Origin of the sequence: Kribbella polygonati, assembly GCF_050320105.1 — a bacterium.
Classification (GTDB): Bacteria; Actinomycetota; Actinomycetes; order Propionibacteriales; family Kribbellaceae; genus Kribbella.
In genome coordinates this window covers 3,797,410-3,824,009 of the sequence record NZ_CP190129.1, presented here as the reverse complement: position 1 = coordinate 3,824,009, position 26,600 = coordinate 3,797,410, and the positions used below count along the sequence as shown (strand labels likewise).

Annotated in this window: 31 protein-coding genes and 1 tRNA gene; 20 read left to right on the top strand and 12 right to left on the bottom strand. The window is 69.7% G+C overall.

Features of this window, described 5'->3' with window-relative positions; genetic code table 11:
• Positions 1–62: 62 nt before the first annotated feature.
• The 7 genes from ACQHIV_RS18145 to ACQHIV_RS18115 all read left to right on the top strand — a co-directional run bounded on the left by ACQHIV_RS18145 (position 63) and on the right by ACQHIV_RS18115 (position 8,753).
• Positions 63–3,512: an Rne/Rng family ribonuclease gene (locus ACQHIV_RS18145; RefSeq protein ID WP_427895815.1), complete on the top strand. Its 3,450-nt coding sequence runs from the start codon at positions 63–65 to the stop codon at positions 3,510–3,512.
• 112 nt (positions 3,513–3,624) lie between these two features.
• Positions 3,625–3,942 (top strand): 50S ribosomal protein L21, encoded by a 318-nt coding sequence (gene rplU / locus ACQHIV_RS18140; protein WP_344191216.1) that lies wholly within the window; start codon positions 3,625–3,627, stop codon positions 3,940–3,942.
• A 12-nt stretch (positions 3,943–3,954) separates the two neighbouring features.
• Positions 3,955–4,215 carry a 50S ribosomal protein L27 gene (gene rpmA, locus ACQHIV_RS18135; RefSeq protein WP_130381076.1) on the top strand — a complete coding sequence of 87 codons (261 nt, stop codon included), beginning with the start codon at positions 3,955–3,957 and terminating at the stop codon, positions 4,213–4,215.
• Positions 4,216–4,326: 111 nt separating this feature from the next.
• Complete coding sequence (gene obgE / locus ACQHIV_RS18130) at positions 4,327–5,910, top strand: GTPase ObgE (protein ID WP_427895813.1); 1,584 nt, start codon at positions 4,327–4,329, stop codon at positions 5,908–5,910.
• Between the two features lie 4 nt (positions 5,911–5,914).
• Positions 5,915–7,027, top strand: coding sequence for a glutamate 5-kinase (proB, locus tag ACQHIV_RS18125; RefSeq protein WP_427895811.1), 1,113 nt, complete (start codon positions 5,915–5,917; stop codon positions 7,025–7,027).
• Positions 7,024–7,512 (top strand): HXXEE domain-containing protein, encoded by a 489-nt coding sequence (locus ACQHIV_RS18120; RefSeq protein WP_427895809.1) that lies wholly within the window; start codon positions 7,024–7,026, stop codon positions 7,510–7,512. Before proB ends, ACQHIV_RS18120 begins: the two co-directional genes overlap by 4 nt.
• Positions 7,509–8,753 carry a glutamate-5-semialdehyde dehydrogenase gene (locus ACQHIV_RS18115; protein WP_427895807.1) on the top strand — a complete coding sequence of 415 codons (1,245 nt, stop codon included), beginning with the start codon at positions 7,509–7,511 and terminating at the stop codon, positions 8,751–8,753. Before ACQHIV_RS18120 ends, ACQHIV_RS18115 begins: the two co-directional genes overlap by 4 nt.
• Here the strand turns inward: ACQHIV_RS18115 and ACQHIV_RS18110 are convergent.
• Positions 8,725–9,366 (bottom strand): 4'-phosphopantetheinyl transferase family protein, encoded by a 642-nt coding sequence (locus tag ACQHIV_RS18110; RefSeq protein WP_427895805.1) that lies wholly within the window; start codon positions 9,364–9,366, stop codon positions 8,725–8,727. The genes ACQHIV_RS18115 and ACQHIV_RS18110 overlap by 29 nt on opposite strands.
• A complete protein-coding gene (locus ACQHIV_RS18105; RefSeq protein ID WP_427895803.1) occupies positions 9,363–9,941 on the bottom strand; it encodes a PadR family transcriptional regulator in 579 nt (192 codons plus the stop codon). Before ACQHIV_RS18105 ends, ACQHIV_RS18110 begins: the two co-directional genes overlap by 4 nt.
• A 65-nt stretch (positions 9,942–10,006) precedes the next feature.
• Between ACQHIV_RS18105 and ACQHIV_RS18100 the strand changes: the two genes are divergently transcribed.
• Positions 10,007–10,891, top strand: a complete 885-nt coding sequence (locus ACQHIV_RS18100; protein WP_427895801.1) for an alpha/beta fold hydrolase — start codon at positions 10,007–10,009, stop codon at positions 10,889–10,891.
• Here ACQHIV_RS18100 and ACQHIV_RS18095 read toward each other — a convergent pair.
• Positions 10,878–11,741 carry a winged helix-turn-helix transcriptional regulator gene (locus ACQHIV_RS18095; protein WP_427895799.1) on the bottom strand — a complete coding sequence of 288 codons (864 nt, stop codon included), beginning with the start codon at positions 11,739–11,741 and terminating at the stop codon, positions 10,878–10,880. The two genes, ACQHIV_RS18100 and ACQHIV_RS18095, sit on opposite strands and share 14 nt — an antisense overlap.
• Before the next feature lie 90 nt (positions 11,742–11,831).
• On the opposite strand from ACQHIV_RS18095, the gene ACQHIV_RS18090 reads away from it, so the two are divergent.
• A complete protein-coding gene (locus tag ACQHIV_RS18090) occupies positions 11,832–13,031 on the top strand; it encodes an MFS transporter (RefSeq protein WP_427895798.1) in 1,200 nt (399 codons plus the stop codon).
• On the opposite strand, the gene ACQHIV_RS18085 is transcribed toward ACQHIV_RS18090, so the two are convergent.
• Positions 12,964–13,413 (bottom strand): Lrp/AsnC family transcriptional regulator, encoded by a 450-nt coding sequence (locus tag ACQHIV_RS18085; protein ID WP_209698918.1) that lies wholly within the window; start codon positions 13,411–13,413, stop codon positions 12,964–12,966. The genes ACQHIV_RS18090 and ACQHIV_RS18085 overlap by 68 nt on opposite strands.
• 145 nt (positions 13,414–13,558) lie before the next feature.
• On the opposite strand from ACQHIV_RS18085, the gene ACQHIV_RS18080 reads away from it, so the two are divergent.
• The 6 genes from ACQHIV_RS18080 to ACQHIV_RS18055 all read left to right on the top strand — a co-directional run bounded on the left by ACQHIV_RS18080 (position 13,559) and on the right by ACQHIV_RS18055 (position 16,375).
• Complete coding sequence (locus ACQHIV_RS18080; protein ID WP_344190288.1) at positions 13,559–13,687, top strand: hypothetical protein; 129 nt, start codon at positions 13,559–13,561, stop codon at positions 13,685–13,687.
• Between the two features lie 30 nt (positions 13,688–13,717).
• On the top strand, positions 13,718–13,876 hold the full coding sequence (locus ACQHIV_RS18075; protein ID WP_427895796.1) for a hypothetical protein: 159 nt from the start codon (positions 13,718–13,720) through the stop codon (positions 13,874–13,876).
• A 31-nt stretch (positions 13,877–13,907) separates the two neighbouring features.
• On the top strand, positions 13,908–14,516 hold the full coding sequence (nadD, locus tag ACQHIV_RS18070; RefSeq protein WP_427895794.1) for a nicotinate-nucleotide adenylyltransferase: 609 nt from the start codon (positions 13,908–13,910) through the stop codon (positions 14,514–14,516).
• Positions 14,517–14,523: 7 nt separating this feature from the next.
• The gene (rsfS, locus tag ACQHIV_RS18065) at positions 14,524–14,937 is read left to right on the top strand and encodes a ribosome silencing factor (RefSeq protein WP_427895792.1); all 414 of its coding nucleotides are present in this window, start codon (positions 14,524–14,526) and stop codon (positions 14,935–14,937) included.
• Positions 14,934–15,578 carry a histidine phosphatase family protein gene (locus ACQHIV_RS18060; protein ID WP_427895790.1) on the top strand — a complete coding sequence of 215 codons (645 nt, stop codon included), beginning with the start codon at positions 14,934–14,936 and terminating at the stop codon, positions 15,576–15,578. Before rsfS ends, ACQHIV_RS18060 begins: the two co-directional genes overlap by 4 nt.
• Before the next feature lie 724 nt (positions 15,579–16,302).
• Positions 16,303–16,375, top strand: a tRNA-Ala gene (locus ACQHIV_RS18055).
• A 283-nt stretch (positions 16,376–16,658) separates the two neighbouring features.
• Here the strand turns inward: ACQHIV_RS18055 and ACQHIV_RS18050 are convergent.
• Complete coding sequence (locus ACQHIV_RS18050; protein ID WP_427895789.1) at positions 16,659–17,030, bottom strand: hypothetical protein; 372 nt, start codon at positions 17,028–17,030, stop codon at positions 16,659–16,661.
• 224 nt (positions 17,031–17,254) lie between these two features.
• Complete coding sequence (locus ACQHIV_RS18045) at positions 17,255–17,812, bottom strand: dihydrofolate reductase family protein (protein ID WP_427895787.1); 558 nt, start codon at positions 17,810–17,812, stop codon at positions 17,255–17,257.
• A 154-nt stretch (positions 17,813–17,966) separates the two neighbouring features.
• Between ACQHIV_RS18045 and ACQHIV_RS18040 the strand changes: the two genes are divergently transcribed.
• Positions 17,967–18,869: an aminoglycoside phosphotransferase family protein gene (locus tag ACQHIV_RS18040; protein ID WP_427895785.1), complete on the top strand. Its 903-nt coding sequence runs from the start codon at positions 17,967–17,969 to the stop codon at positions 18,867–18,869.
• 4 nt (positions 18,870–18,873) lie between these two features.
• Here the strand turns inward: ACQHIV_RS18040 and ACQHIV_RS18035 are convergent, their stop codons facing one another.
• A complete protein-coding gene (locus ACQHIV_RS18035) occupies positions 18,874–19,623 on the bottom strand; it encodes a hypothetical protein (protein WP_427895783.1) in 750 nt (249 codons plus the stop codon).
• A complete protein-coding gene (locus tag ACQHIV_RS18030; protein ID WP_427895781.1) occupies positions 19,544–21,151 on the bottom strand; it encodes an HNH endonuclease signature motif containing protein in 1,608 nt (535 codons plus the stop codon). The genes ACQHIV_RS18035 and ACQHIV_RS18030 overlap by 80 nt, the downstream gene beginning before the upstream one ends.
• Positions 21,152–21,515: 364 nt before the next feature.
• Here ACQHIV_RS18030 and ACQHIV_RS18025 point away from each other — a divergent pair, with 364 nt between their 5' ends.
• Positions 21,516–22,157 carry a phosphotransferase family protein gene (locus ACQHIV_RS18025; RefSeq protein WP_427895779.1) on the top strand — a complete coding sequence of 214 codons (642 nt, stop codon included), beginning with the start codon at positions 21,516–21,518 and terminating at the stop codon, positions 22,155–22,157.
• Here ACQHIV_RS18025 and ACQHIV_RS18020 read toward each other — a convergent pair.
• From ACQHIV_RS18020 to ACQHIV_RS18010, 3 genes are read right to left on the bottom strand one after another with little or no spacing between them, the layout of a single operon-like run.
• Positions 22,150–22,962: a hypothetical protein gene (locus ACQHIV_RS18020; protein ID WP_427895777.1), complete on the bottom strand. Its 813-nt coding sequence runs from the start codon at positions 22,960–22,962 to the stop codon at positions 22,150–22,152. The two genes, ACQHIV_RS18025 and ACQHIV_RS18020, sit on opposite strands and share 8 nt — an antisense overlap.
• Positions 22,952–23,731 carry a class I SAM-dependent methyltransferase gene (locus ACQHIV_RS18015; protein ID WP_427895775.1) on the bottom strand — a complete coding sequence of 260 codons (780 nt, stop codon included), beginning with the start codon at positions 23,729–23,731 and terminating at the stop codon, positions 22,952–22,954. Before ACQHIV_RS18015 ends, ACQHIV_RS18020 begins: the two co-directional genes overlap by 11 nt.
• 41 nt (positions 23,732–23,772) lie before the next feature.
• On the bottom strand, positions 23,773–24,351 hold the full coding sequence (locus ACQHIV_RS18010; RefSeq protein ID WP_427895773.1) for a macro domain-containing protein: 579 nt from the start codon (positions 24,349–24,351) through the stop codon (positions 23,773–23,775).
• An 85-nt stretch (positions 24,352–24,436) separates the two neighbouring features.
• Here ACQHIV_RS18010 and ACQHIV_RS18005 point away from each other — a divergent pair, with 85 nt between their 5' ends.
• The gene (locus tag ACQHIV_RS18005) at positions 24,437–24,826 is read left to right on the top strand and encodes a hypothetical protein (RefSeq protein ID WP_427895771.1); all 390 of its coding nucleotides are present in this window, start codon (positions 24,437–24,439) and stop codon (positions 24,824–24,826) included.
• Here the strand turns inward: ACQHIV_RS18005 and ACQHIV_RS18000 are convergent.
• The gene (locus ACQHIV_RS18000) at positions 24,805–25,764 is read right to left on the bottom strand and encodes a GlxA family transcriptional regulator (RefSeq protein WP_427895770.1); all 960 of its coding nucleotides are present in this window, start codon (positions 25,762–25,764) and stop codon (positions 24,805–24,807) included. The two genes, ACQHIV_RS18005 and ACQHIV_RS18000, sit on opposite strands and share 22 nt — an antisense overlap.
• Before the next feature lie 39 nt (positions 25,765–25,803).
• Between ACQHIV_RS18000 and ACQHIV_RS17995 the strand changes: the two genes are divergently transcribed.
• Entirely contained in the window at positions 25,804–26,391 is a 588-nt protein-coding gene (locus ACQHIV_RS17995; RefSeq protein ID WP_427895768.1) for a maleylpyruvate isomerase family mycothiol-dependent enzyme, read from the top strand.
• Positions 26,336–26,569 (top strand): hypothetical protein, encoded by a 234-nt coding sequence (locus tag ACQHIV_RS17990; RefSeq protein WP_427895766.1) that lies wholly within the window; start codon positions 26,336–26,338, stop codon positions 26,567–26,569. Before ACQHIV_RS17995 ends, ACQHIV_RS17990 begins: the two co-directional genes overlap by 56 nt.
• The last annotated feature ends 31 nt before the right edge of the window (positions 26,570–26,600 follow it).

Here is a 26,600-nt window from a genome sequence, read left to right as displayed (position 1 = left end):
GCGCCCGGGACCCGTGACAGGGGTCGGGGATGCGCCGCAAGGCTTGAGGAGACCCGCACTACATGCTCGACAACGAGCCGACCACCGACGCAGCCGGCACGGCTGCCGCCGCCCAGCCCGCCGCCCGCCGTACCACCAAGAAGACGGCAGCCGCGAAGAAGACCACCACGACGCGCAAGCGCGCGGTGAAGAAGACCGCCGAGCCGGAGCCCGCCGCCGAAGTCGCCGCGGACGCCACCCCGGCGAAGAAGACGGCCAAGAAGGCCGTCGCGAAGAAGGCCCCGGCCAAGAAGGCCGCCGCCAAGACCGCGCCCGCCAAGAAGACCGCCACCAAGCGCCCGGCCAAGAAGGCCACCGCCGCCCAGGACACGCTGCTCGACGTGGCGGACGCACCTGCGGAGGCCACCGCCGACACCGCGGCCGCGGACGCAGCCCCGGCGAAGAAGACCACCCGCAAACGCACCACGAAGAAGGCCGCCGCGCCGTTCCAGGCCCCGGCCGACGCGACCGAGGACGCCCCGGCCGCGGACACGGCACAGAGCGAGCCTGTGGCGGGCGCTCGTGCGACTACCACGCGCAAGCGCACGTCCCGGCGTACGTCGAAGACCGCCGAGGCGGCTGCCACGGGGAACGCCGACCCGGCAACCTCCGCCGACGCGCAGCAGTCTGCCGCGGACGCCAACGAGGAGACCGCAGGTACGACGGACGCCGAGGCGCCGAGCACCACCCGGCGCAGCCGGCGTCGGCCGGCTCCGGCGGCGGTGCTGTTCCAGGCGCCCACCGACGTACCGAACGCCGCTCAGGAAGACGAGGACGAGGCCACCGGCGCTACCTCGGAGCCGGGCGCCGACGAGCAGCCCACCACCAGCACCCGCCGTCGCCGCAGCCGCCGAGGCCGCGACGCGGAGGCCCGCGAGACCGAGCCCGCCGACGATGCCCAGCCGCAGGCCGCCGCCACGACGAGCGAGACCGACGAGGCACCCGCCGAGGCGAGCACCACCCGCAGCCGCCGCCGCTCCACCCGCGGCACCCGCGCCAACCGGACCGGCGACGCCGCCGCCGACAGCACCACCGACGGGACCACAGACAACCGCGCCGAGGCGCGTGCCGGCGGGCGTGCTGATGCCGCCGAGGCCCGCACCGGCGGGCGTGCTGACGCCCCCGAGGCGCGCGCCGACGCCCGCGCCGAGGGGCGCGCTGACGCCGCCCAGGCCCGCGCTGACGGGCGCGCCGATGCCGCCGACGGACGCGGCGACGCGTACGGCGACTCCCACGGCGACGCGCAGGTCGCCGACGAGGCGGACGGTCAGGTGGACGTCAGCGGTGAGGACGGGGACGAAGGTGGCGAGGGGACTCGGCGCCGGCGTCGTCGCCGGGGTGGGCGTCGTCGTCGCAAGTCCGGTGACGCCGACGGTGCCGAGGACGGTGCCGACGAGCAGTCCGAGGACGAGCACGACGAGGACTCCGACGCACAGGCCGACGACGCGGACTCCGACGGTACGGCGGACTCCGACGACGAGGAGGCCGCGGGCGGTTCGTCCCGCCGGCGCCGTCGCCGTCGTCGCCGTAAGGGCGAGGACTCCGGCGCGTCCGCGGACGACCCGGACGAGACCGTCGTACGGGTCCGCGAACCCCGCAGCAAGAACACCGCGAACGAGATCACCGCGGTCGAGGGCTCGACCCGCCTGGAGGCGAAGAAGCAGCGCCGCCGGGAGGGCCGCGCCGCCGGTCGCCGCCGGGCGCCGATCGTGACCGAGGCCGAGTTCCTGGCCCGCCGCGAGTCGGTCGAGCGGACGATGGTGATCCGGTCCCGCGAGGACCTGACCCAGATCGCGGTGTCCGAGGACAACGTACTGGTCGAGCACTACGTGACCACCGCCGAGCAGACCTCGCTGATCGGCAACGTGTACCTCGGCCGCGTGCAGAACGTGCTGCCCAGCATGGAGGCGGCGTTCATCGACATCGGCAAGGGCCGCAACGCGGTCCTGTACGCCGGTGAGGTCGACTGGGCCACCCTTGGTGGCGCCAACGGTCCGCGCAAGATCGAGCAGGTGCTGAAGTCCGGCCAGTCGGTCCTGGTCCAGGTGACCAAGGACCCGATCGGCCACAAGGGCGCCCGCCTGACGAACCAGATCAGCCTGCCCGGCCGGTACGTCGTGTACGTCCCGCGCGGCGGCAACGGCGGGATCAGCCGCAAGCTCCCCGACACCGAGCGGAACCGGTTGAAGACCATCCTCAAGGACATCGTCCCGGACGAGGCCGGCGTGATCGTCCGGACCGCGGCCGAGGGGGCCTCGGAGGAGGAGCTGACCTCGGACGTCAGCCGCCTGCAGGCCGCCTGGGAGGAGATCGACAAGAAGTCGAAGAACGGCCAGGCGCCGCACCTGCTGTACGGCGAGCCGGACCTGCTGATCCGCGTCGTCCGGGACCTGTTCACCGAGGACTTCGCGAAGCTGGTGATCTCCGGCGACCACGCGTACGACCAGGTCCGCGAGTACGTCGAGGGCGTCGCGCCGCACCTGGCCGACCGGGTCGAGAAGTGGGCCGGCGACGGCGACGTGTTCGCGAACTACCGGATCGACGAGCAGATCAAGAAGGCGCTGGACCGGAAGGTCTGGCTGCCGTCGGGCGGTTCGCTGATCATCGACCGGACCGAGGCGATGACGGTCGTCGACGTGAACACCGGCAAGTTCACCGGCTCCGGCGGCAACCTCGAGGAGACCGTCACCAAGAACAACCTGGAGGCGGCCGAGGAGATCGTCCGGCAGCTCCGGCTCCGCGACATCGGCGGCATCATCGTGATCGACTTCATCGACATGGTGCTCGAGTCGAACCGCGACCTCGTGCTGCGCCGGCTGGTCGAGTGCCTGGGCCGCGACCGGACCAAGCACCAGGTCGCCGAGGTGACCTCGCTCGGCCTGGTCCAGATGACCCGGAAGCGGATCGGCACCGGCCTGCTTGAGGCGTTCAGCGAGAACTGCGACCACTGCGGTGGGCGTGGGCTGATCCTGCACGACGAGCCGAAGGAATCCCGCCGCTCCGGTCGCAACGGCCAGAACGCGAACGGCCAGCAGACCGGCCAGCAGAACGGTCAGGACCAGGGCAAGGCGCCGCAGGCCGACGACGGCGGCCGGAAGAGCTCGCGCCGCCGCCGCGGCAAGAACCGTGGCGACGACGAGCAGCCCGCCGAGGCGGAGGCGCCGCAGCACAACGGCGACGCCGCGCAGAAGCTGGCCCAGATCGCCGCGGCCACGGTGAAGAAGGACGAGACGGACGGTACGCCGGAACCCACCGGCTATCCGGTCTCCGCCGCGGCCGAGGAGCACGTCAGCCCGGAAGCGACCGGTTTCCCGGCGTCCGGTACCGCGGAGGACGCGGCCGAGCCGGCCGAGGCGGCGCAGAACGGGGCGTCCAAGAGCACCCGGCGGCGGCGGAGCAGCCGGAGCCGGAGCAAGACCGCTGCCGAGGGTGAGACCGGCGAGCCGTCCGAGCTCGTCAGCACCGGCAGCTGACCGATTTCGGGTTTACCGACCCGTGGTTGTAAACTAGACGTTCGGTGCGCCGATGTGCGCACCGAACCTATGCTTCATAAGTTTTCCGATCCAGCAGAGAGTGAGATCCACGGTGTACGCGATCGTGCGCAGTGGCGGCACCCAGCAGAAGGTCGCCGTCGGCGATGTCATCGAGATCGACAGCCTGACCGAGAAGGTGGGCGACACCGTCGCGCTGCCGGCGGTCCTCGTCGTCGATGGCGACACCGTGACGGCCGACGCTGCGGCGCTGGCCAACGTGGCTGTGTCGGCCGAGGTTCTCGGTCGGACCAAGGGCCCGAAGATCAACATCCTCAAGTACAAGAACAAGACCGGTTACCGCAAGCGCCAGGGGCACCGTCAGCACTACACCCAGGTCAAGGTCACCGCGATCGACGCGAAGAAGAAGTGAGCTGATCTAGACATGGCACACAAAAAGGGCGCGGCCTCGACCCGCAACGGTCGTGACTCCAACGCGCAGCGGCTCGGCGTGAAGCGGTACGGCGGTCAGCTCGTGAACGCCGGCGAGATCATCGTCCGGCAGCGCGGCACCCACTTCCACCCGGGCAACCTGGTCGGCCGTGGCGGCGACGACACGCTGTTCGCGCTGGCCGAGGGCCACGTGGAGTTCGGCACCCGGCGCGGTCGCCGCGTCGTCAACATCGTCCCGGCCCCGGCGGAGTAACACCGCCACCCGGTACAACAAGCTCTGTCGAAGGGCGGGTCGCGGAATACCGCGTACCCGCCCTTCAGCTATGTAGGACGTAGTGGTTCCCACAGGAAGTAGAGAACACCGATGGCTATCCCCAGTTTCGTCGACCGGGTGACGGTGCAGGTCGCCGCGGGACGCGGCGGGAACGGGTGTGCCTCGGTGCACCGGGAGAAGTTCAAGCCGCTGGGCGGGCCCGACGGCGGGAACGGCGGCGACGGCGGCAGCGTGATCCTGCGCGTCGACCCGGACGTCACCACGCTCGTCGACTACCACCGTTCCAGCCATCGCACCGCGACGAACGGTGCCCAGGGCAAGGGTGACCACCAGGCCGGCAGCAACGGCGGCGACGTGGTCCTCGGCGTCCCGGACGGCACCGTGATCAGCACCGCGAACGGCGAAGTACTGGCGGACCTGGTCGGCCCGGGCGCCGAGTTCGTCGCGGCCCAGGGCGGCAAGGGCGGCCTCGGCAACGCGGCGCTGGCAAGCAGTACGCGTCGGGCGCCCGGGTTCGCGCTGCTCGGCGAGGACGGCGAGGAGCGCACGCTCGTCCTGGAGCTGAAGGTCGTCGCGGACATCGGCCTGGTCGGCTTCCCGAGCGCGGGCAAGTCGTCGCTGATCGCCGCGATCAGCCGCGCCCGCCCGAAGATCGCCGACTACCCGTTCACCACCCTGATCCCGAACCTCGGCGTCGTGGTCGCCGGCGACACGACGTTCACGGTCGCCGACGTACCGGGCCTGATCGAGGGCGCGAGCGAGGGCCGCGGCCTCGGCCACGACTTCCTCCGGCACGTGGAGCGCTGCGCGGCGCTCGTCCACGTCATCGACTGCGCGACGTACGAGCCGGGCCGCGACCCGCTCAGCGACCTGGACACGATCGAGGCCGAGCTGACCGCGCACGGCGGGCTCGAGGACCGGCCGCGGCTGGTCGCGCTGAACAAGATCGACGTACCGGACGCCCGGGAGATCGCCGAGATGGTGCAGGCCGAGCTGCAGGAGCGCGGGTACCGGGTGTTCCCGATCTCGACCGCGTCGCACGAGGGCCTCGAGGCGCTGAAGTTCGCGATGGCCGACATCGTCGTACGGCGTCGTGCGGAGGAGGAGAAGCCCGACACCACGCGGATCGTGATCCGGCCGCAGGTGCAGGGCGGGCCCGAGTTCAAGGTGAAGCAGCTGCCCGACGAGGGCGGCTGGCTGGTGCAGGGCCAGAAGCCCGAGCGCTGGGTGAAGCAGACCGACTTCGCGAACGCGGAGGCGACCGGCTACCTCGCGGACCGGCTGAACCGGCTCGGTGTCGAGGAGGAGCTGCTGAAGCTCGGCGCGCGGCCGGGTGACGCGGTCGTCATCGGCGACGGTCCGAACGCGATCGTCTTCGACTTCGCGCCCGACGTCCAGGCCGGCGCCGAGATCCTGGCCCGGCGCGGCGAGGACCACCGGCTGGAGGAGGTCCGCCCGGCGGAGCAGCGGCGGCGGGCGAAGGACTCGGAGTACCACGCGTTCCGCGAGGGCGAGCGGTCCGAGGAGTGGGCGGAGTACGGTCACGGCTGGACGGTCGACGAGGTCGACATGTCCCCGGCCGAGGCGAAGCGGGCGGCAGAGGCCGCGGCGAAGCAGGCGCGCAAGGAGGCGCGCGAGCAGGCCGCGGCGGAGGAACTCGACCAGAACGGTTGATTTCATGAAGCATCGCGCGGAGGCGTCGAACGCCACGCGAATCGTCGTCAAGGTCGGCTCGTCGTCGCTGACCCAGCGCGGCCGGATCGACCTGGAACGACTCCGGCTGCTCGTCGACGCCGTCGCGGCGCGGCGGGTCGAGGGCACCGAGGTCGTCCTGGTGTCGTCCGGCGCGATCGCCGCCGGGCTGGCGCCGATGGGGCTGCGGTCGCGACCGCGGGACCTGGCGACGCAGCAGGCGGCCGCGTCGGTCGGGCAGGGCCTGCTGATGGCGCGGTACAGCGACGCGTTCGCCGTGCACGGTCTGCGCGTCGGGCAGGTGCTGCTGACGGTCGACGACGTGACGCGCCGATCGCATTACCGGAACGCGTTCCGGACGTTCGCGCGGCTGCTCGAGTTGGGCGTCGTACCGATCGTGAACGAGAACGACACGGTCGCCACCACCGAGATCCGCTTCGGCGACAACGACCGGCTGGCCGCGCTGACCAGCCATCTCGTGCACGCCGACCTGTTGCTGCTGCTGTCCGACGTCGACGGCCTGTACGACGGTGACCCGCGCAAACCCGGTACGTCGATGGTGACCGAGATCCGCGGCGCCGCCGATCTCGAACCCCTCGCGATCGGGAAGTCCGGCGCGTCCGGGGTCGGTACCGGCGGCATGCAGACGAAGGTCGAGGCGGCCGGAATCGCCACCGAGGCAGGGATTCCGGTGATCCTGACGTCGGCCGGCCGGGTCGGCGAGGCGCTTCGCGGCGAGCCCGTCGGCACGCTGTTCCACCCCACCGGCCGGCGCCGCAAGACCCGGCTGCTGTGGCTCGCGCACGCCACGTCCGGTCAGGGCATCTTGAGACTGGACGAGGGCGCCGTACGGGCGTTGACGCAACGCCGGGCGTCGCTCCTCCCGGCCGGAATCTCCGCTGTGGAAGGCACCTTCTCCGCCGGCGACCCGGTCGACCTGGTCTCACCGTCGGGCGTCACGATCGCCCGCGGCCTGGTGAACTACGACTCCACCGAGCTGCCCGGCCTCCTCGGCCGCTCCACCCGCGACCTGGCCCGCGAGCTGGGCGCCGCATACGAACGCGAGGTCGTCCACCGCGACGACCTGGTCCTGCTGTGAAGAAGGTCGCGTGGGGTCTGCTCGCGGCGTGGATGATCCACGACCTGGAAGAGCTCGCCACCATGCCGTCGTTCTCGCAGTCACCAGATCTGCCGCGTCCGCTGACGAAAGTGCTGCCGATGTCACGCACCGAGGCGGCGACCGCGATCGGTTTGACCGGTGTCGCGATGGCCGCCGCCTCGGCCGCGGGCGCGGCAACCGGTGGTCGCAGCAAGTTCTTCCAGGCATCGCTGCTGGGCTTCGGACTGCACGCGGGCACGCATCTCGCCCAGTCGGTCGCCCTGCGCCGCTACACGCCTGGCCTCGTCACCACCCCACTGGTGGTGATCCCGTTCAGCGTCTGGGCGTGGCGCCGGCTGCAGGCCTCCGACGTCCCGATCGCCCCGAGCGACCGGCGGCTGAACCTCGCCCTGGCAGCGGTCGTCCCGATCGCCCATGCGATCGCCCGACTGCCCCGACTCAAACGACTTAGGATGGCGAAGTGAGCGAGATCATCGAGTTGGCGCAGCGGGCGCGGGTTGCGTCGTACGCGCTGGCGGAGGCGTCCCGGGGTGCCAAGGACGCGGCGCTGCGGGGGATGGCGGCGGCGCTGCGGGCGAACACCGACGCGATCGTCGCGGCGAACGCGAAGGACGTGGCGGCGGCGCGTGACGCCGGTACGCCGGAGTCGACCGTGGACCGGCTCGCCCTGAACCCGTCGCGGGTGGACGGGATGGCCGCCGGGCTGGAGCAGCTCGCCGGGCTGGCGGATCCGGTCGGTGAGGTCGTCCGCGGGTACACGCTGCCGAACGGGCTCGAGCTGCGCCAGGTACGGGTGCCGTTCGGCGTGGTCGGCATCATCTACGAGGCGCGCCCGAACGTGACCGCCGACGCCGCCGGCATCTGCCTGAAGTCCGGCAACGCCGTACTGCTCCGCGGTTCGTCCTCCGCGGCCGCCTCCAACGAGGCGATCGTCGCCGTACTGCGGGACGCCGCCGAGTCGGCCGGTCTGCCCGCCGATGTGGTGCAGGGCGTACCGACCGACCGGGCCGCGGTGAAGGAACTGATGCAGGCGCGCGGGCTGGTCGACGTACTGATCCCGCGCGGCGGCGCCGGGCTGATCCGGACCGTGGTGGGTGAATCGTCGGTGCCGGTGATCGAGACCGGTGTCGGCAACTGCCACGTGTACATCGACGCGGACGCGGACCTGGACCTCGGCCTGGAGATCCTGCTGAACTCGAAGACCCAGCGCCCGAGCGTCTGCAACGCCGCCGAATCCCTGCTGGTGCACGCGTCGGTGGCCGACGAGTTCCTGGCCCGCGCGCTGCCCGCGCTGACCGCGGCCGGCGTGACGGTGCACGGCGACCCGACGGTAGTTGCTGCTGGCAAGGATGTGGTGGCGGCGACCGAGGAGGACTTCGGGACGGAGTACAACTCGCTCGACCTGTCGGCCGCGGTGGTCGGCTCGCTCGAGGACGCCGTCCAGCACATCCGCCGGTACAGCTCGGGTCACACCGACGCGATCGTCACCCGTTCGCAGGCGGCGGCGCGGCGGTTCACCCAGGCGGTCGACTCGGCGGCGGTGGTGGTGAACGCGAGTACCCGGTTCACCGACGGCGGCGAGTTCGGGTTCGGCGCCGAGATCGGGATCTCCACGCAGAAGTTGCACGCCCGCGGGCCGATGGGGTTGCCGGAGATGACGTCGACGAAGTACGTGGTCACGGGCGAGGGGCAGATCCGGGGCTGAGCAACGCGCCCGCGTCCCGGACGCGGACGACGGGCGGCTCGCCGGACACCACGGCAAGAGCCGCCCGATGATCCGCTCCCACATCAAGCGGCACCACCTGGATCCCGTCGGGGATACTCCCACCGAGGCCTTGGCCGGTGGCCTTGACTGCAGCCTCCATCCCCGTCCACTTCTCCGTGAACGCCCGCACCTTGTCGATCCCGAAACGGCTCGCCAGTTCGCGCACTTCGTCCGCCGCGAAGGCGATCCGGGCCACGCCGTCCACGTCCACCTCCGGATCGACCTTCTCCACGTCGAGCCCCACGGGCCGATCGGCGAAGGCGACACCGACCAGCTCGCCGGAGTGCGTCACGGACAACTCGACCCCGTCCGCCCGCACCTTCCCATGCGGCTTCCCGCACTCCGGGCAGGTCCGGTCGAGCCTGATGCTTGCCGCCGGCAACGAGAACCGCGCGGCGAGCACCCGCCGTACGATCGTCACGCCGAGCAGGAACCGCCTCTTGTCGACAGTCCTCCGGTAGGCGGCGAAGCGGTCCCGTTCCACTTGGTCGAGGTCCGCGAGGAACTCGTCCCGGGCGGCGTCGACGTCCGCCCACCACACCTCGACCGTCATACCGGGCCCGGTGCCCAGGTCAGCTCGCCCGACTCGAGTTCGCCGAGCACGCCGTCGATCCACTCGGCCTCGGCGACCGTCACCGCGACCTGGTACTCCGTTTCCAGCAGCGCGTACCGGGGGATCGGCTGACCGTCGACCGTCGACGCCAGTTCCTTCCGCAGTTCGGCGATCCGCTGCGTCAGCGACCCGCGCCGCCGGCCGAGCAACTCACCCGCGGCGTCGGGCGGCAGCAGCATCACGAACGACAGCCCCGCCGGGAACTCCGGGAACTCGTTCCGCGGCGTCGTGAGGATCTCCGACAACCACTCCCGGCACACCTCCCGCCCCGCGTCGGTCAGGTGGTAGACCGTCCGCTCCGGGTAGCGCTCGTCCCGCTCGGTCGCGCCGGCCGCGATCAGGCCGGCCTCCTCCAGCCGGACGATCATCCGGTACAGGCTGGTCCGCTGGCCGACGTTCACCACCTGGTCCTTGCCCCACTGCTTGATCAGGCGCTGGATCCCGTACGGATGCAGCGGCCCGTTCTCGAGCAGCCCGAGGATCGCCATCGCCAGCGTCGAACGTCGAAAGGTCACCCCCTCACTCTAAAGGTCAAAGAAACTAGTTGCAATGCAACTAGCGGCTATGTAACTATCGATCCATGACCGCAGAACTGACCCAGGGCGCCGTGACTTCTCGCGACGGCACCGAGATCGGCTACTACAAGACCGGCCAGGGGCCGGCCGTCGTCGTCATGCACGGCAGCATGGAATCGGCCACCAGCCACACCCTGTTCGCGCAGGAGCTGGCCGACGAGTTCACCGTCTACCTCCCGGATCGCCGCGGCCGCGGGATCTCCGGCCCGCACAAGCCGGACCACGGCGTACGTACGGAGGTCGAGGACCTGGATGCCGTACTGACCGCCGCAGGGGCGGAGCGCGCGTTCGGCATCAGCGCCGGGGGAGCGGTCGTCCTCGAGGCCGCGCGGACGCTGTCGTCCCTCAAGCAGATCGCGCTGTACGAGCCGGCGATCGTCGCGGACGGCGCTCCGCATCGCGAGTGGCTCCGGCGCTTCGACCAGGAGATCGCGCGCGGCGACGTCGCGGGCGCGATGGTGACGAGCATGTTCGGCTTCGAGATGGCGCCGGCCTTCCTCAAGGTGATGCCGCGCGGGCTGCTGCGCTTCGCGACCGAGAAGATGCTGGCGAAGGACGAGCGGCAGGCCGCGGACGGGGCCGTCGTACTGCGTGATCTCGCGCCGACGATCCACGCCGAAGCCACGATCGTCGCAGAGCTCGCCGGTACCTTCGACAGGTTCCGGACGCTCGACGCCGACGTACTGCTGCTGGGTGGAACGAAAGGCCTCCGCGGTCTGCGGCCGGGCCGCGACACCCTCGAGCGGCTCCTGCCGAACGTCCGCCGGATCGAGTACGACGGCTACGACCACGGCGCGGCGTCGGATCCCGGCGGCGTCAACCCCACCGGCAAGCCCGAGGTCGTACGGCGGATCGCGGCCGACGTGAAGGCCTTCTTCAAGCAGTCCTGAACGCCCAGTCGACCGCTTCCGCGATGTCCGTCACCGGGTACCGCACCGCCTGTACGACGCGGTCCGCGCCGACGATCAGCACGACCCGCTTCAACCGCTCGTACCCGCCGGCCCGGAACGTCGGCAACCGCAGCGCCGCGGCCAGTTCCAGCTCGAGGTCCGACAGCAGCAGGTGCGGGATGTCCTCCGCCTCCGCGAACGCCTGCTGCTCGTCGGGCCGCTGCGTACTCACCCCGCGGACGGCGATCCCCTGATCCGTGAACTCGCCGTACCTGCCGGCGAACAGCCGGTTCTCGAGCGTGCAGCCGGTCGTCCCGGCGATGTTCTCCCAGCCGTCCGGCAGCGGCGTCGGCCGGCCGGTCGCGGGGTAGCCGAACAGCACGGTCGTACGACTGCCGGCCTCCAGAATGTCGACAGTCGTGCCCGCGGTCGACGGCAACGCGATCCGCGGAACGTGCTGCCCGACCAGCTCGTGCAGGCGTTGGGCCGGCGGCTCGTCGGCGTCGTTCGTACCGGTGAGCGAGCCGTCGCCGAGCAGCCAGCGGTCGCCCCAGTCCTGCAGCGCGACGAGCACCGGGAGGAGGGCGCGCCCGCGCGGCGTCAGCTGGTACGCGTACCGGGTCGGCCGGTCCTGGTATGCCACCTTGTCGACGATCCGGCTGTCGACAAGCCCGTTCAGTCGCTCGGTCAGCACCTTGCGGGAGATGTGCAGCGAGCCGGCCAGCTCGTCGAACCGGGACAGCCCGCGGGCCAGGTCGCGGACGATCAGCAGTTCCCAGCCGTCGCCGATGACGCCCAGGGACTGCGCGATCGCACAGTCCGGCTCGGGCGAGAAGGTGCTCCGCCGCACGGCCCGTACCCCCTTCGATTCCAGTTGCTGCCGGTCGTCCGCGTCGAGTAAGTTCCCAACAGGAACTCACTCTATCGCAAGGGGGCGGACGTGTACTGGCGCCGGATCGCGGAGCTGCCCACCTGGATGAAGGCGGTGATGGCCGGCCAGCTGGTCAACGGCGCCGGCGCGCTGGCCTGGGTCTACCTGACGCTGTACCTGGTCGAGGACCGCGGCATGTCGGCGCAGCAGGCGGGCTTCGCGGCAGCGGCGTACGGTGTCGGGCTGGTCGGCGGGAACCTCGGCGGCGGATGGTTCGGCGACCGGTTCGGCCTCCGTACGACGGCGCTCGCGAGCCAGCTGCTGTGGGCGGTCAGCTGTGTCGCGATGCCGTTCACGCCCGGCCCTGCGATCGCGGTCGTCGCCGCACTGGCGGGCCTGTTCGGCGGCGCGGGGCGCCCGAACCTCAGTGCGCTGGTCGCGATCTCGCTGCCCGCGGAACGCCGCCGCGAAGGCATCGCCCTGTCCCGGACCGCGACCAACGCGGGCTTCACGATCGGCCCGCCGCTCGGCGGTCTGCTCGCGACGTACGACTTCTCGCTGGTCTTCTTCGTCGATGCCGTCACCAGCCTCTTGATGGCCGCGATCATCTGGCGCTGGGTGCCGAACGCCCGCCGGGCAGCAGGGTCGTCGGCCACCGGATTGTGGACCGCGGTGCTGAAGGATCGCGCGGTCCTGGTGGTGCTCGCGACGATCGTGGTCGTCGACACTGTCTACCGCCAGATCTTCGCGACGCTGCCTCTGCTGCTGCGCGACGCGGGGACGCCGGCCGTCGCGTACGGCGTACTGCTCGGCGCCAGCTCGGTCGTGATCGTGCTGTTCGAGGCGCCGCTCGCCGTACGGCTGCGGGGTCACCGCGCGACCCGGGTGATCGCGGCCGGCTTCGCGTGCATCGGCATCGGGCAGGCGATCATCGGCGTCTGGCCGGCGCTCGCCGGGGCGGCGTTCGCGATTGTCGTGCTGACCGCGGGGGAGATGCTCTACAAACCGACCGCCACCGCGCACGTCGCGGACGCGGCGCCGGAAGGCATGGTCGGGCGGTACTCCAGTCTGTACGCGGCAGCGTCGATCAGCGGGATGTTCCTCGCACCGGCGATCGGTGGTACGGCGTACCAGCACGCGCCGCGGCTGCTCTACCCGGTGGCGGCGGCCCTGGCGCTGGTCGCTGCCGGCGTACTGGTGGTCACTCGGGCAGCGGCGCCGGACGTCCTTCCCAGCGGGTCGACAGTACGACCGTCGTCCGCGTCCTGACCACGCCGTTCACGCGGCGCAGCGAGCCGACGACCGCCTCCAGCTGGGTGACGTCGGCGACCCGGACCTTGACCACCAGCTCCTGGTCGCCGGCGACGAACCAGCAGTCCTCGACCGCGGGGATCTCCCGGACCTGCTCGACGATGTCGTCGGTCTCCACGTCGTCACGCTGGAACAGGCCGATCAGCGCGCTCGTCCCCAGGCCGACCTGGTCGGGGGCGACGACGGCCCGGTAGCCGAGCAGTACGCCGCGCTCCTCGAGCCGCCGTACCCGCTCCTGGACGCTCGGGCCCGACAGACCGACTTCCCGGCCGAGCTCGGCCCAGCTCGAGCGGCCGTTCAGCCGCAGCGCCTCGATCAGCTGCCGGTCGATCGCGTCCATGACAACTCCTGTTCACCGCAGATTCCAAGGCAGGGAATGCGTCTTGCCTTTAATTCGTTTGTGACAGCGTAGTACTTACCGTACAATTTGAGGTACCGGGGACAGTCCACCCTCGGTCTCGCCGTATCAACCCAGTGAAGGAACCATGATCACCCCTGATGTTGCCCGTGCCCGTATCGACGAGCGGCACCGCGTCGCGGCGCAGGCGCGCCGTGCGCACGCCGTACCGTCCACCTGGCGCCGGCTGCTGACCCGTACCGCCCGGAAGAGCTGACCCAGACCGCCACGCGATAGGCTCTGCACCATGCACACGCTCCTGGTGCCGCTGATCGCGGTCGCACAAGAGGCCGCTGTCGACGCCTCGCACATTTCGAAGTGGTGGTTCGGCGGGTTCGCGCTGGTCGTGTTCCTGCTGCTGATCGCCGTCACCGTCATCATGGGCAAGGGCCGGCCGCACAGCTGACCACGCTGTGGCCTGTGCGTGAAGGGCTGACGTGATTGTGGAGCGGATCAAACGGATCGGCGTGATGGGCGGTACGTTCGACCCGATCCATCACGGCCACCTGGTCGCGGCCAGCGAGGTGCAGTCGTACTTCGACCTCGACGAGGTGATCTTCGTCCCGACCGGCCAGCCCTGGCAGAAGTCGGACCGCAAGGTCTCCCCGGCCGAGGACCGGTACCTGATGACGGTGATCGCGACCGCGTCGAACCCCCGGTTCTCGGTCAGCCGCGTCGACATCGACCGGCCCGGGCCGACGTACACGATCGACACCCTGCGGGACCTGTCCAGGCTGTACCCGGACGCGGAGCTGTTCTTCATCACCGGCGCCGACGCGCTCGCCCAGATCCTCACCTGGCGAGACGTCGACGAGATGTTCAAGCTCGCCCAGTTCGTCGGCTGTACCCGGCCGGGGACCGAGGGGCTCGAGCTGCCGCTGGACAAGTTGCCGATGGACCGGATCACCCTGCTCGAGGTGCCGGCGCTGGCGATCTCGTCCACCGAGTGCCGGGCCCGGGTCGCCAAGGGCAACCCGACCTGGTACCTGGTGCCCGACGGCATCGTCCAGTACATCGCCAAGCGTGAGCTCTACACCAACCGTTAGGACCTTTATGCCTGCCAGTGAACGCGCCATCGAGCTGCTGACCGCGGCCGCCGAAGCGGCCCACGACAAGAAGGCCGAGAACGTCCTCGCCTTCGACGTGTCCGAGCAGCTCGCGATCACCGACGCGTTCCTGGTCGCGTCCGCCTCCAACGACCGCCAGGTGCGCGCGATCGTCGACGCGATCGAGGAGAAGCTCCGCGTCGACTTCGACGCCAAGCCGGTACGCCGCGAAGGCGCCCGCGAGGGCCGCTGGGTGCTGCTCGACTACCTGGAGATCGTCATCCACGTCCAGCACGACGAGGAGCGCGCCTTCTACTCTCTCGAGCGGCTGTGGCGCGACTGCCCGGTCATCACGCTGCCGTCCGCCGTACCGGACGGCGCTGTCAGCGGCACGGGTACCGACGCGGCCGCGGCTGAATGACCGCCGGACGACTGATCGTCTGGCGCCACGGCCGGACCGAGTGGAACCTGCGGAACAAGATCCAGGGCCAGGCCGACATCCCCCTCGACGAGGTAGGCATCGCCCAGGCCCGCGCCGCCGCCGCCCGCCTCGCCGCCCTCGCCCCCACCCGCCTGTTCGCCAGCGACCTCCAACGAGCCGCCGCGACCGCCGGTGAACTCGCCGTACTCACCGACCTCAAGATCGAGTACGACGAAGCCCTCCGCGAGATCGACGTCGACGACTGGGCCGGTCTCACCACCGCCGAACTGGCAGCGATCAACCCCGAAGCCGCCGCCCGCATGCAAAGCGGCGAACCCCAACGCCGCGGCACCAACGGCGAAACCGTCGAAGAAGTAGCCGCCCGCTTCGCCGCCGCCCTCACCCGCATCTCCACCGAAGGCACCCCCGAAGACACCATCGTCGTAGCCACCCACGGCCTCGCCGCCCGCGTCGGCATCTGCGTCTTCCTCGGCATCCCCCAATCCAGCTGGCCCGCCTTCGGCGGCCTCTCCAACTGCAACTGGGTCTCCCTCCTCCCCGGCCGCCACGGCTGGCGCATCGAGGAGTGGAACGCCGGCTCCCTCCCCGAACCGGTCATGAGCGACGACCCCCAGAAATGACCTAGAAACCCTGGAAGACACCGCTTCGCGGCGGCTGTCTTGTTGGCCGCCGGCGGCGGCGCGCGGGCTGGTCCGTGGCGCGCCTGCTCCGGCGAAGCTACCGCTCCCACCGGCCAAAGGACACCGCTTCGCGGCGGCTGTCTTGTTGGCCGCCTCCGGCGGCGCGCGAGCCGATCCGTGCCGCGCGTGCTCCGGCGAAGCAACTGCTGGCACCGGCCAAAGGACACCGCTTCGCGGCGGCTGTCTTGTTGGCCGCCTCCGGCGGCGCGCGAGCTGACCCGTGGTGCGCATGCCCTGGCGAAGGAACCACTGGCCGGGAGCGCGGCAGAAGCCACCCGTTCGTGATGAGTGGCATCCGACCGCCCGATGACCTGCAGTTCCACAGGACGTAAACGTCGGCGCGCGGGCTTCATGGTGCGCCCGCAGCACACGAAGTAGGAGCGCGTGTGCGCATTCTGTCCAGCTGCAGAGACCGGCCTCCGACAGCAGCTCGTTCAGCCATCAACACCGCCCGCCACGACGCGCGCAGCAGGTCGCCGAGCACCCAGCCCGACCAGTCCGCGAAGGCGCAATAGACCCGCGTTCCAGAGGCGACGTACGGTAACTGCCAGGCTCCTACACTCCCCGAAATCAAGGTGTCCTGGACCACACCAGCCCCACGAGGGAACCGATTTTTCTTTGCGGCCACTCATCCGCTAAGCTTTCGGAGTCGCAAGGACACCGCGGGGCTTTGGCGCAGTTGGTAGCGCGCTTCCATGGCATGGAAGAGGTCAGGGGTTCGAATCCCCTAAGCTCCACCGCAGGAGATCGCAGGCCAGGAGGCATTTCGCCCCTGGCCTGTTTCGTTAGAGGAGTGCGTCGGAGCTGCACTCCTCTCCAACCACCGGCAAGTTTAGCTTGTGGTGACCGAGTCCTAGCGCGTCCGGAGCCGCGTGGTCTTGGGATCGATCGCCCGTAGCTTGGGCGGCCAGGGGAACTCCAAGGGATCGGGGCTTGTGCTCCACTGTTCGCCCAGTTCGCGCAGTGTGGTGATGGCGCGGTCGATGTGCTCGTCCGGATACGGGCAAGGATCCTGGGAGATCACGCCCAGCTCTCGCGGACCTGGGCGTACGGGGTGGGTAGTTGCTTTTCGACGGCTTCGTGGATGACGGCTGCGATCGCCTCACTGATGCCGACGCCCTTTGCGGCCTTCAGAATACGGTCGCTGCGGATCTTTGCGTCGTAGCGCGGCTTGCCCTCGATCTGGGTCATGGTCGAGAAGACCGCGCCTGCCGCGATGACGCCGAAGATTCCATCGGCGATGCCGAGTTCCCGTTCGGTCACCGCATGCGAGAGATCGTGGGGTACGCGCCACTTGCATGAATACGACCTGAGCGTGAAGACTGCGCCGTCCGCACGCCGGATCAACGTGAGGCTCTCGCCGCGCGGATCGTGCTGGAAGGTGAGATGCACATTTCCAGGGTGACGTCACGCTTACAGATGCACCAACGGTTTTCTGCGGTTGTCGCAATGCCCTGAGGTGAGGTCGACTCAGTGCAGGTGCGGCGTCGTTCGGCCACCAAGCCGTCGATCGGCATGGGAGGCAGTGAGAGCGGACCAGCCGCGACAACGGCAGAGGTCGGGGTTCGAATCTTCAAAGCTCCACGAAGGATCAGAGGGTGAGTGGCACCTGCGGTTCAGTGGGTGCGGCGGTAGTGCATGGCTACTGTGCCGTTGTGGAGGGGGTTTGCCGAGAGTAGTTCGAGGCGGCGGGTGGCGGGGAGGCCGGCTTGGTGCAGGGTGGGGCCGTGGCCGGTGATCATGGGGTGGATGAGGAGTCTGTACTCGTCGATCAGGTCTAGGCGGTCGAGTTCGGTGGCTAGGTTAGGGCTGCCGAGGAGGACGCCGGCTGGGGTTGCGTCCTTGAGGTTTTGGACGGCCTCGGGTAGGTCGCCGGTGAGGTGGTGGGTGTTGGTCCACGGATAGTTGGTGCGCGTCGATGAGACGACGTACTTGGGTTTGGAATCGAGCTTGAGTGCCCATTCGCGCAGGGCCGGCGGGGCCTCGACGTCGCCGCGGGCGACGGATGGCCAGTAGCTCTCCATCATTTCGTAGGTGACGCGGCCCCACAGCATCGCGCCGGCTTCGTCCAGGAGACGGGTGAAGTAGGCGTGGGTCTCGTCGTCGGCGATCCCTTCCTGGTGGTCGATGCAGCCGTCCAGGGTGACGTTGAGGCTGAAGGTCAGGAGTCCCATGGGCGGCGAGTCTAACGTCGCCGCGGCGGCAGGTTCGTCGTTCGCCGTGCTGCGCTTCGCCACGGGCCGGGCGCCGTCCTCAGTCGGCGAGCGGCCTCTGAGCGGCGGGCCTAAATCGCGTGCCGGGGCTGGGGATTGGTGTGAGACTGCGGGGGTGATCGACGTACCGGAGGCTGTGCTCAGCAAGGTTCGAGCTGCTGGAGTTGAGGGGTGGCTCGAGCGGTTGCCTGAGGTTGTCTCGGGGCTTGAGGATGAGTGGGCGATCACGGTGGGGCGCCCGTACTCGGGTGGGTCCGAGGCCTTTGTGGCTGAAGCGACGCGGGCGGACGGCACCTCCGCGATTCTCAAGGTGTTGATCCCGGGGCTCGGGGACGCAGCCTCCCACGAGGCGACTGTGCTTCGCATAGTTGACGGGGAAGGGTGCCCGGCGCTCTATCGGTATGACGCTGAGCGGGGTGCGCTGCTGATGGAGCGGCTGGGGCGGCCGATGTTTGAGCTCGGCCTGCCGTTGTCGCGTCGGCTTGAGCTTCTGTGCGATACGGCGGCGCGCATCTGGCGGCCGGCGCCGGACTCCGGGCTGCCGACCGGTGCCGAGAAGGCGCGGTGGCTCGCCGACTTCATTGTGCGGTTGTGGGAGGAGCTCGACCATCCGTGTTCGGAGAAGGTTGTTGAGCATGCGCTCACTTCGGCTCGGCGGCGGGAGCTTGCGCATCGCGACGAGAAGGCCGTACTGGTCCACGGGGACGTACACCAACTGAACGCGCTTGAGAGCGATGGTGGGTTCAAGCTGGTCGATCCGGACGGTCTGCTTGCGGAAGCGGAGTACGACCTGGGTGTCCTGATGCGTGGCGACCCGGTCGAGTTGCTGGCTGGTGATCCGTTGGAGCGGGCTCGTCGGCTGGCTGCGCGGACCGGGCTGGATCCGGTGGCCACCTGGGAGTGGGGCGTGATCGAGCGGGTGTCGACGGGACTGCTCTGCACGCAGATCGACATGCAGCCGCTCGCGAGAGACACGCTCATGGCAGCTGAGGCCGTCGCTGGTTTGTCGATGTCGTAGGTGGTCAGGCTGGGATGAGTATTGGGCTCAGGCGGAGCAGGCCGTCCGGGAGTGTGTCGGCCCATTCGGCCATCTCGTTGGTGACGCGGCACGGTTCGGCCTCGGCGAATGGTTGGCCTTGTTCGTCGGCGTGACCGGTGCCGAAGGTTTCCAGATGCCACTCCTGCCAGTGGGCTGACAGTACGTCGCGGACCTCGTCGAGTTGAGCGCGGGTGAACCGGCTGTGCACCACGCAGAGCTGACCTGCTAGGCGCCGGGACAGCTGCCGTGTCACTGCGTCGACATCGGTGGCGGCGACCACGAGGACCTCCTGGTTCTTGGAGGGCCGGAAGATCACCATGTGGACGATCGCTCCCGACGACTTCAGGTCATCGACGTTGACATGGAGCCGCCAGATCTCTGCGTCGCGCCGCCAGCCATCGGGCGGGGGTGGGCACGGTGGGTTTGTCCTGTCCACCGTCGGCCTGCGCCTAGGGGTTTCCGGCGACTGTTCGTCGACCTCGATGCTCTCGTCGCGCCACCTCCCGACCACCGAGATGCGGCCGGGGACTCCGTTCGCTGCCCAGGCGGTCGGTACGGCGTCGGCGTCGGCCCCGATCAGCCGGATCGAGCGATCCGACATCCAGTCCGGCGGCTTGATGAGCAGGTCATCCACCCGAGCCAGGTCGAGCCACTCACCATCCGGCCGGGCGACGTACCGACCCCAGGTCCGGACCAGATCTCCCACTTCGAACACCAAGTCCCTGGCTGCCATGAACACATGGTCTCTCCGGTTGGCAGTGCGGGAGGGGATGGGTGCCGAGGCGGTCGACCAGGAACCGGAATCCGTGGCGGGTTGTCCATTCGATGGCGCCGGAGGGCAGGCGTCGGTTGCTCCAGCCGCCGAAGGTTTTCGCGCGGTGGTGGAGGCGGGTGAGCGGTATCAGGTTGTCGAGGCTGGTTTGGCCGGGTGGGCCGGTGCGGTCGTACGGCCTGATGTGGTCTTGGTCCATCCGATTGGTCGCCTCGGCTCCGCCGTACGGGAACATGTCGACGGGATGGCGGAGGCGGACTCGTTCGCGGAGTCGGTCAGGGATCTCGTACGAGTGGACGCTGACCTGGTCGCGGAGGTCGATGACGGGCTTGACGACGACCTGGTCGTGCCCGAGCAGTTCGCTGAGCTGGCTTGCGAGGAGTGGGCCGAGCTGTTCGACTCGCAGTACGCCGGTGCCGGTCGCGAGGGTGTGATCGGTGAGGTGCACATACATGGTGTGGCGACTGCCGGCGCCAAGGCCGTTGCTGTAGGCATCCTGTTTGATCTGGGCGAGTTTGGCTGACAGCGACCCGGCCAGAGCCTGCCGAGTGAAGGCATCCGCAGCACCGTGTCCGCCGGCGTCGCGGCTGTCGTTCGCGGCGCCGTCGGCTGTGGCGGTGCTCGTATCGGACGCGGCGCGGTCCGGTTGGGTGCGCCTCGTCGGTGGTGTTGGTCCGGAATCGGTGTGGGCGCGGGCGAGGTGTCGGGCTACGTCGATCAGCTCACGTGCGGCGGCAGGGTCCGCGATCCAGCCGACCGCCTTCGCGCGACGCTGATCGAGGCTGTCGGTGTCGCCGAGAACCTTGAGGGCGCGCGCCAGGTCGTCGATCGTGGCGTCGAAACGGATCACATCGCCCGCTGCCGCGCGTACCCAGATCTGCTTCGTGCCGTGGAGATCCGACTGCGCGACGAACACTCCTCGCGTCCTCGCGGCGGCCTCGGCCTCCGCCTGGGCTCGGTCGGGATCGGCCTCCAGGACCGCCGCTTTGGTGATCCTCGCCAACGCGCCTGGCGTCACTGTGTTCACGATGCCCGCGACCTGCCGGTCCACCACCGCGGCGGCCTCCAGGGACAAGGCCAGGCAGGCGTCGGCGATCTTCCGGGCGCGCCACGCAGCGGCCTTCCCGGCGAGAACCGCCGCCCACACCCGCGGCAGTCGATGCCGCAACGCCAAAGCCTCTCCCATCAGCGATGCGGCCGCACCGCTTGACATCCCCACAACGGCCCCGAACTCGATCGGAGCGAACTCGGCCACGCCCGGACATCCGTCGCCGCCGTAGACACAGAGCCGCTCGAGGCCCGGCAATGCGCCACCCGACGAGCTGCGTAGCGGATCATCCGGATGATCCTCGAGCACCGCGTTACGGTCAGCAAACGCCAGCGCTGCCTGTAGGACTCCGACTGCGGCCTTCTCCTGGATCCGGGCGAACTCGGCTGCCGCGGTCAGCACAGCCGCGGTGTCGAGTTCATCCAGATCACATTCGAACATGTGTTCAGTCTAGGTCACGAAAAGGTCACGGCCAAATCGGGGGGCTCGATGGTTAGGGTGAGGGGATGAGGGACGAACCTGCGGAGATCTCGTGCGAGCTGGTGGCTGGATTCCTCAATGAACATTGGGGAATCCGGGCTGCCGAGGTGAGTTATGCGCCGGTTGGGTTCGGTAGTTATCACTGGATCGGGTACGACGTTGTGGGGCCGCGTTGGTTCGTTACCGCGGATCGGAGTGGGTCGGTGCGGGGCGCTGTCGGTATGGCGGCGCGTACGGCGAAGGAGTTGGCCGGGCGCGGGTACGAGTTCGTCGTGGCGCCTTTGCCTGATCGTCGCGGGCGGCTGGTGTGTGAGGTGGTGCCGGGTTGGCTGATGGTTGTTCGGCCTTATTTACAGGGTGGAGTACGGCGGACGGTAGGTGGGACGATCCGGCGGAGCGGGAGCAGATCGCCGGGGTTCTTGGGCGGCTGCATTCCGCGACGCCGCCAGAGTGCTTGCAGCGTTGGGATTTCGCCGTACCAGGTCGGGAGACGTTGCTAGCAGATCTTGATCGGCCGTGGACGTCCGGGCCGTACGCCGAGCTGACGCGGCTCCGGGTCGCCGGCGCGATCGAGGACGTGCGGGGGAGGCTTGCGCGGTACGACGCGCTCGTACGCGAGGTCGAGGCGTCGGACGACCCCTGGGTGGTGACCCACGGCGAGCCGCACAGCGCCAACGTCGTACGCACAGCCGATGGTCGGATGCACTTGATCGACTGGGACACGGTGAGGCTCGCGCCCCGCGAACGCGACCTGGCCGCAGTCCTCGGCGGGCCGGCCGACGTGTTGCCTGCGTACCAGGCAGAGGCCGGTCCGGTCAGCCCGCGGCCTGAGGCGATCGAGCTGTTCGACCTCTGGTGGTCGCTGGCCGAAATCGCGTCGTACGTCGACCTGTTCCGCCGACCGCACGTGGATTCCGAGGACAGCAAGGAGGCGTGGCGGATCCTGACGCAGTATTTGTCTAGCTGAACTCGTTGGCCAGGTTGCGTATGGGGATGGCGAGGTCGGTCAGTTCGCCGGTGTCGGCGAAGCGGAGGTAGCGGGTGGCGGCTGTCAGGATGGCGGTGCGGGCGGTGGGGGTGGTGAGGAAGTCGGCGAGGGCTGTGCGGAGTCGCCGGGCGAGTGTTGGGTACGGGAGGGTTACGCAGAGGAGGCTGGCGGCGTCGTAGCCGGCGGGGGCTTTGCCCCAGGTTTCCCAGTCGAGGATGGTGAGGTTGGGGGCGGTGAGGTTGGCCCAGTGGAGGTCGCAATGGGCGGCGGTCCAGGGGACCTGGGCGATGTCGACCTCGAGGCCGAAGAACGCTCTGATGCCGTCGTTGACGTAGGAGGCGTCCGTGCCGTGGCCGGGGAGGGGATGGGCGGCGAGGGCGTGGAGTGCGTGGTTGAGATCGGTGAGCCAGCGGTCGGAGATCTCGGGCTCGGTGGTCGGCGTCATGCCGGTCGAGATGGCGGGGTCGGGGATGAAGGTGCTGAGTTCTCCGCGCATTCGGCGGTCGTTGTCGTGCCACTCGCGCCATCGCTTGACGGTCGGCTTGGGTACGTCGTGGATCTCGTTGGCGGCCACATTCGAGTCGAGGTAGTCGCCGTCGCCCCACTCCGGGTCCGCGTAGACGACGCGCAACCACGCGTTCGTACCGTCGTCGAGTACGCGGCAGCCGACCGAGTGCAGGCGCGAGGTGTGTACCGGCGTACCGATCTGCTGGACCTGGAACTCGTGCGCAGCCCACTCCAGGTGGCCTTCCATCCAGGCGCGTCGCGCCTGATCAGCGGTCATCTCTGCGGCCGCGGGTCAAGGTGGCGGCGGTCGGGTGGGTGGTGGGGGTGATGGTGGTGAGGTGCTCGCGGAGGCGGGACTCGAAGCTAGTGCGTTGTTCTGGAGGCAGGGCGTCGATGAAGGCCCGTGAGCCGTGGGAGAGGGACCAGTTCCAGAAGGTGTCGGGGTCGGGGATGGGGATGTGTTGGGTGATGGTGGTTCGGGCCAGGTGGGTGAACGCCGTGGTGGACAGGAGGTGCTCGCCGTCGAGCGGGCGGCCGAGGCGGCCTTGGCCTGCTGGGATGTAGGGCTGGTACTCGCGGATGAGGGCGCCGTAGAAGTCCCATTCTGGGGCGTCGCCGACATCGGCGGGGGTGGAGAACGAGAAGATGCCGCCGGGACGCAGTACGCGGCGGACCTCGGCGGCGGTGGCCGCGGGGTCGTCGAGGAGATGTACGACGAAGCCGGCGCAGACCAGGTCGAACGTCGCGTCCGGGAAGTCGAGGTGGTGGGCGTCCATCACGTGGGTCCGCGCTGCGGGGTGCAGGCGCGCGAGTTTGGCGACCATCGCCGGGGCCGCGTCGACGGCGGTGACTGTGCAGCCGCGGTCGAGGAGGGCGCCGGTGAGCGGGCCGCTGCCGGCGCCCAGGTCGAGTACGACGATGCCCGGCTGGGGATCGAGCCAGTCGACGTGCATCCTCGCGAACCCACGGAAGAACGGCAGCACCTCGTCGTAACCCGCCGCCAGCTCGTCGAACAGCCGGATCGCCCGCGCGGTGTGTTCGCTCACTTTTCGAGTCTCGCAGCGCCGAAGCGGGCAGGACAACAGGTTTAGAGCAGTAGCTCGCGTCGGGAGATCGCGGTGGTGGCCGGGAGGCGGTGCATGGTGTGGGCGGCGGACATCAGCTGCGCTGTCCGGCCAGCGGGCACCCGGCCGAAGCCGGTGCCGAACCCTGGGGCGGCGATCGTGGCGATCGGGTCGGCGTGGTTGCTGACGGCAAGTAGTGCGGCCCAGAAAGCATCATGTACGGCGATGTCGAGGCCGCCGGTGAGGCGCATCGGGACGCGCATGGTCGGCGCGTAGACGAGCCAACGGCACGGATCGTCACCAGTGGGGACGAGTGTGGCCGCGCCGACCGGTTGATAGCCGTGGAACTCGTCAGCGATCGCCGACCAGACAGCGCGTTGGACCGTGGGCCAGTGCTCGGCGAGGATGCGGTCCACCCCGCCGTCCATCTGGCCGTAGCTGTTTCCGGCCGTCACCACGGCGTCGACTTCCGGCAGTACGTCGAGCAGCGAGCCGTGCCGTACGTCGACCACGCCGTCCTCGATCTGTTCCGCGAACGCGTCCTGCCAGGCCGCAACGAGCTCAACGTCCAGGTCGACGAGTAACAGCCTGGGTGAGGTCATGGGAAGACGGTACGGCACGGACAGGTATCCCAGGATTCCGGACGTGGGCCGTCCGAACCACGATCCACCACTGCACCATGGCCAGATGGTCAAGTACCTCCTTGCTGTTGCTGCCGTGTATCTCGGGGTGATTGGGGTTGCGTTGTTGTTCGTGCCGGCGCAGTTCGGTGTGGGGGCCGTGCCGGAGGATGCTTCTTCTGAGCTGCTTGCTCTGATGAGGCTGCTGGGTGGGCCGTTCCTGGGGATTGCGTTGTTGAACTGGTTGTCGCGCAAGGCGGCGACGGGGCCGGTGTTGCTGGCGAATCTGGTCGGGTTCGGGGTCGTCGCCGGCAACGATGTCGTGGGTGTCGCGACCGGTGACGCGCGCGATCTCGCGAGGGTGTTCGTGGTCGTGCATCTGGCGTTCGCGATCGCGTTCGCCGTCGCCTGGTCGCGCCGGACCAAGGGGCAGGGCTACGTACGTACCTGTGTATGACGGAACGTCCGCGGACTCACCCCGAACCGCGCCGCGAACGCCTGCCGCAGCGTCTCCGCCGAGCTGAACCCGCACCGGCGCGCGATCTGCGACAGCTGCAGGTCCGTGGTCGCCGCCAGCCGGGCCGCGATCTCGAGACGCATCCGCCGTACGGCGGTGGCGGGCGATTCGCCGGTGTGCTCGCGGAACAACCGGGTGAGCTGCCGGGCGCTGACCCCCGCGCGGGCGGCGAGGGCCGCGACGCTGAGGTCCGCGTCGGGGTGCGCGACCACGTAATCGGTGACCAGTCGTACGCCGGCGTGGTCCGGTCGCGGTGCGGCCGTGAACATGCTCATCTGCGCCTGGTTCCCTGGCCGCTGGAGGTACGTGACCATGCCCATCGCGACCCATCGCGCGAGCTCGGCGCCGTGGTTCTCCTCGATGAACGCCAACGTCAGGTCCAGCGACGCCGTCACGCCGCCGGATGTCGCGACCGTACCGTCGCGGACGAAGATCGGCGACGGATCGACCAGTACTTCCGGATACGACCGCTCGAGTTCGGCGGCGTACAGCCAATGCGTGGTCGCCCGTTTGCCGTCGAGCAGTCGCGCCGCGGCGAGTACGGTCGCGCCCGTACAGACGGATGCGACGCGCTGAGCGCCGCCGGCAAGGCGTCGTACGTGCCGTACGAGTTCGGCAGAGCGCGCCGCTGCCTGATGGCCGGCGCCTCCCGACACGATCACCGTGTCGGCGCGCCGGATCGTCTCGAGCCGCGCCTGCGCCTGCAGCGTCAGCCCGGTCTCACAACGGACCGCCGTACCGCCGACGGTCGCAAGCACCACCTGGTACATAGGATCGGCGCCGAGCCGGTTCGCGAGCCCGAGCGCGGTCGTGACGCAGGCGATGTCGACAAGCTCCGCGTTGTCGTAGCCGACGACCACCACCCGGTGCGGGACCATGTGTGACACCGTACTGCCGACCCTGGAAAGGACACATGCATGCTGAACGCCGACCACGCGCGGCAGGCGATCGTCGACCACACCCGGCGGCTGGCGGAGTCGGCCGCCGCGGCCGGACCGGACGCCGCCGTACCGACCACGCCGGACTGGACCGTCACCAAGCTCGTCGAGCACGTTGGCCAGACCCAGAACTGGGTCGCCGAGATGATCGAGCAGCGCATCACCGACCCGGCGAAGCTGCCGACGGAGGTGGAGGTACTGCCTGCCGAACCCGGCGAGTGGCCGGCCTGGCTGGCGGCGTCCGCGCGGCGGGTCGCGGACGCGTGCGCCGAGGACGTGCCGGTGTTCAACGCGGCGGGGGACGGGCGGACCGGAGTCCAGTTCTGGTTGACGAGCCAGCTCAACGAGGCGGTCGTCCACGGGTTCGACGCCGCGGCCGCGGCCGGGCGGGCGGCCGAGGTCGACGCCGAGATCGCCGGCGCGCTGATCGAGAATCACCTTGCGATGCTGACGTCTCCCACCTGGGCGATGCGGCGGGCCGAGTCGGCGCAGGCGATCCGGGGACGGGCAGGTGCTGCAGTGGCAGGCGACGGACGGTGGCGCGTGGGTCGTCGTACGGCGGCCTGACGGGGCGAAGTGGGAGACCGGAAGCCGCGAGGCCGACGTGACGATCAGCGGGCCCGCGGCGTCGCTGCTGTTCTCGTTGACGCGACGTCTGCCGTTGACCGACGGCGACATCACCGTCGACGGCGACGCGGACCTCGCTCGGCACTGGCTCGACAACACCGCTCACGTCAGCGGCTGACCGGGCGTACGGTGGGTCGAAAGGAGGAGCC

Coding starts and splice junctions, on each gene's coding strand:
- ACQHIV_RS18145 (WP_427895815.1), top strand. CDS start 63: ATGCTCGACAACGAGCCGACCACCGACGCAGCCGGCACGGCTGCCGCC.
- rpmA (WP_130381076.1), top strand. CDS start 3,955: ATGGCACACAAAAAGGGCGCGGCCTCGACCCGCAACGGTCGTGACTCC.
- obgE (WP_427895813.1), top strand. CDS start 4,327: ATGGCTATCCCCAGTTTCGTCGACCGGGTGACGGTGCAGGTCGCCGCG.
- proB (WP_427895811.1), top strand. CDS start 5,915: ATGAAGCATCGCGCGGAGGCGTCGAACGCCACGCGAATCGTCGTCAAG.
- ACQHIV_RS18110 (WP_427895805.1), bottom strand. CDS start 9,366: ATGACGGTCGAGGTGTGGTGGGCGGACGTCGACGCCGCCCGGGACGAG.
- ACQHIV_RS18100 (WP_427895801.1), top strand. CDS start 10,007: ATGACCGCAGAACTGACCCAGGGCGCCGTGACTTCTCGCGACGGCACC.
- ACQHIV_RS18085 (WP_209698918.1), bottom strand. CDS start 13,413: ATGGACGCGATCGACCGGCAGCTGATCGAGGCGCTGCGGCTGAACGGC.
- ACQHIV_RS18080 (WP_344190288.1), top strand. CDS start 13,559: ATGATCACCCCTGATGTTGCCCGTGCCCGTATCGACGAGCGGCACCGC.
- ACQHIV_RS18075 (WP_427895796.1), top strand. CDS start 13,718: ATGCACACGCTCCTGGTGCCGCTGATCGCGGTCGCACAAGAGGCCGCT.
- rsfS (WP_427895792.1), top strand. CDS start 14,524: ATGCCTGCCAGTGAACGCGCCATCGAGCTGCTGACCGCGGCCGCCGAA.
- ACQHIV_RS18060 (WP_427895790.1), top strand. CDS start 14,934: ATGACCGCCGGACGACTGATCGTCTGGCGCCACGGCCGGACCGAGTGG.
- ACQHIV_RS18045 (WP_427895787.1), bottom strand. CDS start 17,812: ATGGGACTCCTGACCTTCAGCCTCAACGTCACCCTGGACGGCTGCATC.
- ACQHIV_RS18035 (WP_427895783.1), bottom strand. CDS start 19,623: ATGGCAGCCAGGGACTTGGTGTTCGAAGTGGGAGATCTGGTCCGGACC.
- ACQHIV_RS18030 (WP_427895781.1), bottom strand. CDS start 21,151: ATGTTCGAATGTGATCTGGATGAACTCGACACCGCGGCTGTGCTGACC.
- ACQHIV_RS18020 (WP_427895777.1), bottom strand. CDS start 22,962: ATGACCGCTGATCAGGCGCGACGCGCCTGGATGGAAGGCCACCTGGAG.
- ACQHIV_RS18010 (WP_427895773.1), bottom strand. CDS start 24,351: ATGACCTCACCCAGGCTGTTACTCGTCGACCTGGACGTTGAGCTCGTT.
- ACQHIV_RS18005 (WP_427895771.1), top strand. CDS start 24,437: ATGGTCAAGTACCTCCTTGCTGTTGCTGCCGTGTATCTCGGGGTGATT.
- ACQHIV_RS18000 (WP_427895770.1), bottom strand. CDS start 25,764: ATGGTCCCGCACCGGGTGGTGGTCGTCGGCTACGACAACGCGGAGCTT.
- ACQHIV_RS17995 (WP_427895768.1), top strand. CDS start 25,804: ATGCTGAACGCCGACCACGCGCGGCAGGCGATCGTCGACCACACCCGG.